Source organism: Deinococcota bacterium (assembly GCA_030858465.1).
In the GTDB taxonomy this organism is placed as follows: domain Bacteria; phylum Deinococcota; class Deinococci; order Deinococcales; family Trueperaceae; genus JALZLY01.
The window spans coordinates 1-8,021 of record JALZLY010000223.1 but is presented as its reverse complement, the minus strand read 5'-3'; the positions used below and the strand labels follow the sequence as shown (position 1 = coordinate 8,021).

6 protein-coding genes are annotated in these 8,021 nt (G+C 67.6%); 1 reads left to right on the top strand and 5 read right to left on the bottom strand.

What is annotated here, in order from left to right; genetic code table 11:
- The 5 genes from M3498_11370 to M3498_11350 all read right to left on the bottom strand — a co-directional run.
- Positions 1-1,376: dockerin type I repeat-containing protein (locus tag M3498_11370; GenBank protein ID MDQ3459884.1), on the bottom strand; the 1,376-nt coding region annotated here is incomplete at its 3' end.
- A 514-nt stretch (positions 1,377-1,890) separates the two neighbouring features.
- Entirely contained in the window at positions 1,891-2,457 is a 567-nt protein-coding gene (locus M3498_11365) for a LuxR C-terminal-related transcriptional regulator (protein ID MDQ3459883.1), read from the bottom strand.
- Between the two features lie 219 nt (positions 2,458-2,676).
- Positions 2,677-3,537, bottom strand: coding sequence for an ABC transporter permease subunit (locus M3498_11360; protein MDQ3459882.1), 861 nt, complete (start codon positions 3,535-3,537; stop codon positions 2,677-2,679).
- Positions 3,534-4,421, bottom strand: coding sequence for an ABC transporter ATP-binding protein (locus M3498_11355; GenBank protein ID MDQ3459881.1), 888 nt, complete (start codon positions 4,419-4,421; stop codon positions 3,534-3,536). Before M3498_11355 ends, M3498_11360 begins: the two co-directional genes overlap by 4 nt.
- 17 nt (positions 4,422-4,438) lie before the next feature.
- On the bottom strand, positions 4,439-4,933 hold the full coding sequence (locus tag M3498_11350; GenBank protein MDQ3459880.1) for a MarR family transcriptional regulator: 495 nt from the start codon (positions 4,931-4,933) through the stop codon (positions 4,439-4,441).
- A 163-nt stretch (positions 4,934-5,096) separates the two neighbouring features.
- Between M3498_11350 and M3498_11345 the strand changes: the two genes are divergently transcribed.
- Complete coding sequence (locus tag M3498_11345; GenBank protein ID MDQ3459879.1) at positions 5,097-7,997, top strand: alpha-amylase family glycosyl hydrolase; 2,901 nt, start codon at positions 5,097-5,099, stop codon at positions 7,995-7,997.
- Positions 7,998-8,021: the final 24 nt, after the last annotated feature.

Genomic DNA, 8,021 nt, shown 5'->3' with positions numbered 1-8,021 from the left:
AAAATCGCCGGGACGCTCGGTTCCTCGGCGGAGAAGTCGAGGCTGTAGACCGCGGAGAGAGGGTCGCCGCCGAAGAAGGAGAAGCCGGAGAGCTCGAGGGTGTAGCTGCCGGCGGGTACGTACATGGCAAACGTCTGGCCGTAGCCGCCGCCGAAGGGATCGTCGAAGATGGAAACGCTGCCGACGGGGTTGCCTTGCGCGTCGTAGAGCGTGCCGTACACCTGGTTGAGGCTCGAGCCCGTCGGAATCCCCAGCTCGAGCGAGAGAAGCTGAGACGTCTCGAGCGTCAAGCTGTACCAGTCCACGTCGAACTCGGGGCAGATGGCGGCGAGGATGGTGCCGGGCTCTATCGGCGCGGCTTCCTCGCGGGCGTCGTTGGGTTCGTAGGCCTCGCACAGCGCGGGGTCGAAGGCGGCGTTCAGCGCCACCACCTGCGTGCCCGCCAGCCCCGCGTCGAAGACGATGGCGCCGCTCGCGGTCACCGCGCTGGCTTCGGCTTGAAACACGCGCCCGACCGCGCCCTCGTGGCTGATCTCGCTGACGCTCACGCCGGGAGGCGAGGTGACGGTGACGTCGGGCAGCGGCCTGTTGCCCGCGTTGCCCAAGAGGATGAGGCCGCTGTCGCCCAAGTCCAGGTTCAAGACCCTGGGCGCGACCTGAAGCTCGGCCTCGAGCTTGCGGTCGACCACCTTGAACAGCGCGGCGGCGACGTCGGAGCTGTTGACGACGCCGTTGCCGTTCAGGTCGCTGTGGTAGAGCTGGTAGTCCGTCGGCGAGGCATCCTTGCCCTTGGCGATGGCGGCGATGGCGACGACATCCTCGAGGGTCACCCGGCCGCTGCGATCCAGGTCGCCCAGCGGGAAGTCGGCGAAGCTCGCGTCCAGCACGGGCTGGCTCGAGACCGCCTGCGCCCTCAGGTGCGCGTCCAAGGCGCTCGCCCGCGCCGCCAGGTCGTAGCCCGCCGCCGGGTTCACGTTCAACAGGGCCGGTGCGGCCTCCGTGCCGGGGGCCACTTCGCCGCGCGCCGCGTCGATGACCCTAAGGTCCGTCAGCGTCACTTCGCCCCCCGGCGCCTTTACCCGAAACGACGCCTGGGCCAGCCTGCCCTGCACGGGCTCCGCCACGGTCGCCAGGGCGACGCTGACGCTACCCTCGGCGACGCTACCCTCGGCGACGCTGTCCAGAGAGGCGTGCGCGGCCACCAGAACGTCGGGGTTGTCCGACGAAACGCCCATGAACTCGAGCCTGCCGGCGTCATAGCGGAGGGTGGCCTCCGCCCCTAGCGCCTTGCCGTCGAAGACGATGGGGACGACGGCAAACTCGCCGCTATCGCCCCGAGGAGGCCCGCTACAGGCCGCCAGTACAAGCAGTCCCATAAGGAGCAAGCCCAAGAGCTCCGGCCGCTGTAACGAACGACGCGATAGATAAAACGTCAAGCTTCGAGCCACGATGATCCCTCCTTTTTGTGCCGTGAATGCTTGCGTTGTCGGCCGAACGGCCACGGCATGCCCTCGGCCACGATTCACCCCAACACGACCCGCAACGATGTCCTCTTCAGTGTCTGTGGGCCACTCGACCACCTCCCGGTCTCGCGCTTAAACCTCGAAAGCGCCTAGAGCTCGAGCCCTCACGCCTTCTGCCCGGCCGTGACACCGGCCTCTTGCTCCAGAGGCTGTTCCCTCGACTCCTTTTCTGCCTCCGCCGCCACTGTAGCCGACCGATGGTTATGCGAGCGTTACGCCAAAGGTTACGCCCGTGAAAGATATCACGAAAGACGCGCTCGAGCTCTGCCTGGCTGTCGTTCCCCGCAGCTCACTGCGCGCGCCATGCGAAGCTGCTCCTCGGCATAGCGCAAGGCCCAGCCTCGCAAGCCCTTTATTTCAAGTCTGGCTAAAGCTGCCTGGCGGCGCCTAGGTCCAGGGCCGGGCGGCGGTGGCGCAAGATGAGCTCGGTGCGCCGCTTGGCGCCGTGCTTGGCGAGCAAGGACGAGATATGCACCTTGACGGTGGACTCCGAGATGCCCAGGCCCGCGGCGATCTTCTTGTTGGGCAGGCCCAGGTTGAGGAGGTCCAGGACCTGCTGCTCACGGCAGGTCACGCTGTGGCTGTCGCGCTGGGTCTCGAGCAGCCGTGACAGGATGCGCCGCTCGGCCCAGACCTCGCCGCCGCGCAGCGCCCCCAGCGCCTGCTCGAGGGCCAGCTTGTCCTGGTCGAGCGAGAGGTAGCCCCGGTAGCCCCGGCGCAGCAGGTGGACTAAGGTGGTGTCGGGCGCGGTGATGAGCGCCAGGGTAGGAAGCTCGGGCGGCGGCGGGTAGGGCAGGGATTCGGGCGCGAGGTCCCAGATGGCCAGTTCGGCGCCAACGCGGCTTTGCTGAGCACGGTAGCCCAGGCTGCTCACGAGTTCGGCGATAGCTGCTTGATGCAGGCGGCTAGTGGAATAGATCCAGACAGCTGTCATAGTCCCTCTCCATTCGTGACGCATGTTCGTATCCCCATCGGGCCGAGCATAGTGGGTCGAGCGTTATGCGAGCGTTACGCGAACGCTATGCGGCGCGGCTCCCGCGCAGACGCTTTGGCCCAGGACAAGCTTGGTGGCGCTCCGTGACGGGAGCGTGACCGGCAAGCGCTCGGGTTGGAAACTGCTCGAGGTGGTTTGGGGGTACGGACGCTGGGCGGCTCAGCTGTAGATGTCGCGCCGGTTGAAGGCGGCAACGGCCAGCAGCGCGAGCGTCAGGGCCAGCAGCAGGATGAGGCCGAAGCTGGGCCAGGAGAGGCCCTCCTCGATGGCCGAGCCGTAGTAGTGAAAGAGGCTGAGAGGACGGGCGGGCCCCAGAGCTTCACTAAGGCCCGCGAGCGCGTTGCCGAAGTACATGACCACGAGCAGCGCCGCGGGCAGGGCAACCGCTAGGACGGCGCGCCTCAGCAGCGCGGAGAGAAGAAGCGCCAAGGCGCCGAAGAAGAGACCCAGGGGCAGGAGGTTGAGGACGGCGGCCGCGGTGGCGGCGAGGGAGAGCTCGAGCCCCACCAGCTTAGCGGGCAGCCAGGTCATGAGCCCCAGGACGAGGAGGCTGAGGAGCAGGCCGAAGAGCATGGCGACGGCGCTGCCCATGACCAGTCCCCAGCGGGGCAGCGGGTTGCTCAAGAGCATGTCGAGCCTGCCCCGCTCCTCCGCGCCGGCAATGGCGTTCGCCCCGAGCAGGATGGGGTAGAAGGTGAGCGCGAGGGGCGCCCACATGTTGAAGATCTGCGTGGCCAGCCAACCCTCGGCGGTATCGAGAGCGGTCTCCGCCTCCAGGCCGAAGAGCGCGATCATCTCAGGAGGAAAGCCCTCCAAGTAGGCGCTCAGGTCCATGCTGTCGCGGACGGTGGGAAAGATCACCACGGTCAAAGCGCTCAAGGCGCCGAGCGCCAGGCCCCACAGCAGCGCGGGGCGGACCTGGGCGCGCGCGAGGTAGCCCGCGAGCGCCAAGAAGGCCGCGCCCGTCTTGGGGGCCGCGCCTTGCGGGAGCGGAAGCTTGCCTGGGTTTCGCGTGCTCATGCCTGTTCTCCATAGTAGCTGAGAAAGACCTCCTCGAGGCTCGGCCGCGTCAGCGCCATGTCCACGAGGTCGTGCCGCGCCGCCAGCTTGACCATGCCGCCCAGGCCGTCATGCAGGATGAAGCGCAGGCTGGGGCCGTCGGCGCTGAGGTCGCGGATGCCCGCGTGCGCCGCGAAGGGCGCGGGGTCGACGGGCGCGGCGAAGGTCAAGGTCACGCGCCGAAACTGCCGGCTCAGCAGTTCGGCCGTCGTCTCGACCGCGACCAGCCTGCCCCCGCGGATGACGCCTACCCGGTCGCAGACGCGCTCGACCTCGCTCAGGACGTGCGAGGAGAAGAACACCGTCCGCCCCTCGCCCTTGACCTCGCGGAGGATGCTCAAGAACTCCTCCTGCACCAGCGGGTCGAGTCCGCCCGTGGGCTCGTCCAACATGAGCAGCGGCGGACGGTGGAACATGGCCAGCAGGAGGCCGATCTTCTGCTTGTTGCCGCGCGAGAGGCGGCGCATGGGGCGGTCCAGCTGAGCACCCAAGCGCTCCGCTAGCTCGCGGGCGTAGGAGAGGTCCCTGACGCCGCGCAGCCTCGCGAACAAGGCCAGCAGGTCCTCGCCCACCATGTCGTCCAGGGTAAACTCGGTGGGCAGGTTGCCGACCCGCGCGCGGATGGCGACGGAGTCCCTGCGGCTGTCGAGGCCGAAGACGCTGGCGCGGCCGCTGCTGGGGCGCAAGAAGTCGAGGATGGTGCGGACCGTGGTCGTCTTGCCCGCGCCGTTGGGGCCGAGAAAGCCGTACACTTCGCCCCTCTTAACCTCGAGGTTGATGTCCCTTACGCCCCAGCCCTTGGGGTAGCGCTTGCCCAGGTTTTCGGTGTGAATGACCGTGTCCACGCTGCAACCTCCCGTCTCTACCCTTCACCGGGGTCGGCACCGTCCGCCCGCGACGCTTTCCAGCGCTCGAAGATGCTGGGAAACTCCTCTTCCCAATAGCTGAAGAAGTCGCGCATCTCTTCCAGACCGCGCCGCACCTCGAGATCGTCGCTGCCGACGACGCGCAGGCCCTTCTCGGCGAGTTGCCTAAAGGCGACGACGGCGGCCATGCGCCGCTTGGTCACTTCGGCCCAGGCGCCGGGACGGTTGCGGAAGTAGTCGCGTCGCTGCCCCGGCTTGCTGACCCGCTCGATGATGCCCGTCTGCTCGAGCAGGCGCGTGCTGGTGCTGATCGAGCCGCGACTGGCCTGGAGGCCGAGGGCGAGGTCTTCGGCGCTCTGCTCCGGCGGCTCGGCCACCAAGAGAGCGCCCAGGACGCGTCCCGCCATGCGGGGCAGGCCGAGGGCCTCGAGCAGGAGGCCGACCTCCTCGATGTACTGGCGTTTGGCGGGGCTGAGGGATGGAAGGAGCATGGCTCGAGCATAAGCTTTTAGAACTTTCTGTCAATACTAAATGTATTAAATCAAAGGGCGAGTGCAGCCTGCAAAAAGCCGCCTTTCTTTGACGAGATGTGTCCCTTATGCCAGTATGTAAGGGCCGGAAAAGCTGGCGAAATCTTTATAGAGTGGTGATGCCATGGTGGACATGAGGAGAGGGTACGGCCTGCTGGCCGCGCTGCTGTTGAGCTTGAGCCTGACGGCCTGCGGCTCGTCCGATCCGCTTTCTTTGGTTGGCGAGGAGGCCGTCGAGGAGCTGGCGCCCCCGCCCTTTGCCGGGCAGCCTGGACCGCCCCGGCACGCCCGCAATCCGCGAGTGCCGCGGACGATCGACTGGCGCGAAGAGGTCATCTACTTCGCCATGACCGACCGCATGAGCAATGCCATTCGCGGCAACGACGACGGCGCTAAGCGCCCCGGCGCGGGCGACGAGGGCACGACCGAGGCCGAGAACCCGCTCGGCTGGCACGGCGGCGATTTCGCGGGCCTCACCCACAAGATCAGGGAGGGCTACTTTCAGAAGATGGGTTTTACCGCCCTCTGGCTCTCGCCCGTCTACCTCCAGGTACCCGCCCTCACCGTGAACGACGCCAACAGCCCCAACGACGGCAAGCGCTTTGCCGGCTACCACGGCTATTGGGGGGACGACTTCTTCCGGCCCGACCCGCACTTTGGCACCCTGGGCCAGTACAAGACGCTCGTCCGCACGGCCCAGCAGCACGGCATCAAGGTCATCCAGGACATGGTCGTCAACCACGCCGGCTACGATGCGGCGCTGACCCGCAGCCACCCCGAGTGGTTCCACAGCCAGGAGGACTGCGAGCGCGCGCCTCCCGCGGAAAAGGTCCAAGCCTGTGACCTGGCTGGGCTTCCCGACTTCAACGACCGCATTCCCGAGGTCAGGGACTTCTTGAACAGCACTGTCGACTACTGGGTGAACTTGGGTATCGACGGCATCCGCATGGACACCGTCAAACACGTCTACGACGACTACTGGCAGCAGTTCTTCGCGCCTGGCGGCCCCGGCGACCCCAGTATCGTCTGGACCGTGGGGGAGATCTTCGACGGCCGCCCCGAGTTCATCGCCACCTACCTCGACGAGCTGGGTATGCCCTCGGCCTTCGACTTTCCGCTCTACTTCCGCGTCAAGGACCACCTCTCGAGCCCTGCCGGCAACCTCGACGAGGTGGCGGTGGTCTTCGACGGGGACGCCGCTTACAGCGACCCCAGCCGCCTGACCACCTTCATCGACAACCACGACGTGCCGCGCTTCATGTCCGAGGCGGCGAATCGCGGCGTCACCGGGACGGCCGCCGCCCAGCGCCTGGACATGGCCCTGTCGCTCATCTACACCGTGCGCGGCACGCCGTCGGTCTACTACGGCACCGAGAACGCCATGCTGGGCAAGGGTGACCCCTACAGCCACCCGCCCTTCGAGGGCAACCGCGTCAAGATGGACTTCGCCGCGGGCGCCCCGCTGGCGGGCCGCCTGGCCGCGCTCGCCCAGGCCCGCCGTGACTACCGCGCGCTCACCCACGGCGCCCAGCGCGAGCTCTGGCGCCCCAACGGCCGCGAGCCGGTCTTCGCTTTCCGGCGCACGCTTCACGGCGAGGCGCCGGTCGTTGCGGTCTTGAACAACGGCGACAGCCCCATCGACCTCGCCCGCCTCTCGGCGGGGAGCGGCGGCATCCCGCTCCAGGGGACCTTCGCGCCGGGCGCGACGCTCACCGAAGTGACCGGCCGCGGCCACGGCCTCTCCGTGACCCCTTCGGGCCTCTTGGTCGGCGTCATCCCACCGCGCACGCTGCTCGCGCTGACGGGCAGCCCCGGCGAGGACGAGGAGCCGGTCACCGCCACCGCGACCTTTACCGTAGACGCCCGCTCGCAGGGTGACGGGGCGATCGAGCTGCGGCGCTTCGACACCGGCCGGGAAGTCCGCTATCCCATGACCGAGGTCGCGGGCCGCCCCGGCTTTTGGGAGGTTCGCTTGGAGGGGCTCGAGCGCTTCCGCAACCTCTCGTTTAAGTTCGGCAATGCGGCACAGGACGCCAAGAACTCGGGCTATGAAGGCTTCGGCCAGGACAACCGCTCGCTCTACCTGGACGGGGAGACGCTGCGCTACGAGGGCGTCTACAACTTCGTCAGCACCCCGGCGCCGGACGCCGCCATCACGGGAACCGTGAGCTCGAGCGGCACGCCTCTGCGGGGCGCGCTGGTGGACTCGAGCGCGGACGCCGACAGCTACTACGCCTTCAGCTTCGCGGACGGGAGCTACCACCTGCCCTTCCCGTCCAGCAGCAGCACCGATCTGACGGCAAAGCTCGAGGGCTACGGCTCAAAGACGCTCACGAGCGTGACCGCGCCCGCGAGCGGGCAGGACTTCGAACTCACCGTTTCGGCCTCGCCCAAATACAGCGTCGATGGCGACCTCTCCGACTGGACCTCGCCGCGCGCCAAGCTACTGAACGGACCAGAGGGCTACGATCAGGGCTTTGGCCCCGACAACCTCTTCACCGAGCTCCTGGTGGACTGGGATGACCTCTACCTCTATCTAGGCTACCGCTACCGGGCGAGCGGCAACTCGGCCATCGTCCACCTCGACACCGGCCACCTCGACACCGGCGCCGGCGGCAGCGCTTCGGCGGAAGGGTTCGACGCCTGGCCCCGCCTCGTCACCTTTGCCAACCCCATCGACTACTTCGTCGCGCAGTACCAGGGTGAGCCTCTGCAACTGCGGGAGGTCGTTTCCGACACCGAAGCCAGGGAGATAGGCTCGGGCTTCGCCAAGGCGACCGCGGGCACATCCCCGGCTTTCAGCAGCGAGGTCGCCATCCCCTGGGCCGTGCTCGGCTTCAGCGGCCGTCCCGAGGCGAGGCTGAACGTCCACGCGGGCATCTACGGCGGCGACCGCTACGGTGCGGGCGACATCGCGCCCAACTCGAACTCCACCCCGCCCGCAACCGACAACACCATCGCTGGCTTCGATCAGAACCGGCGCGCGGATTTCCAGACGCCCTTCTCGGTCATGATCACCGACTGAGCTGATGGTCGCATCCAGAAGGGC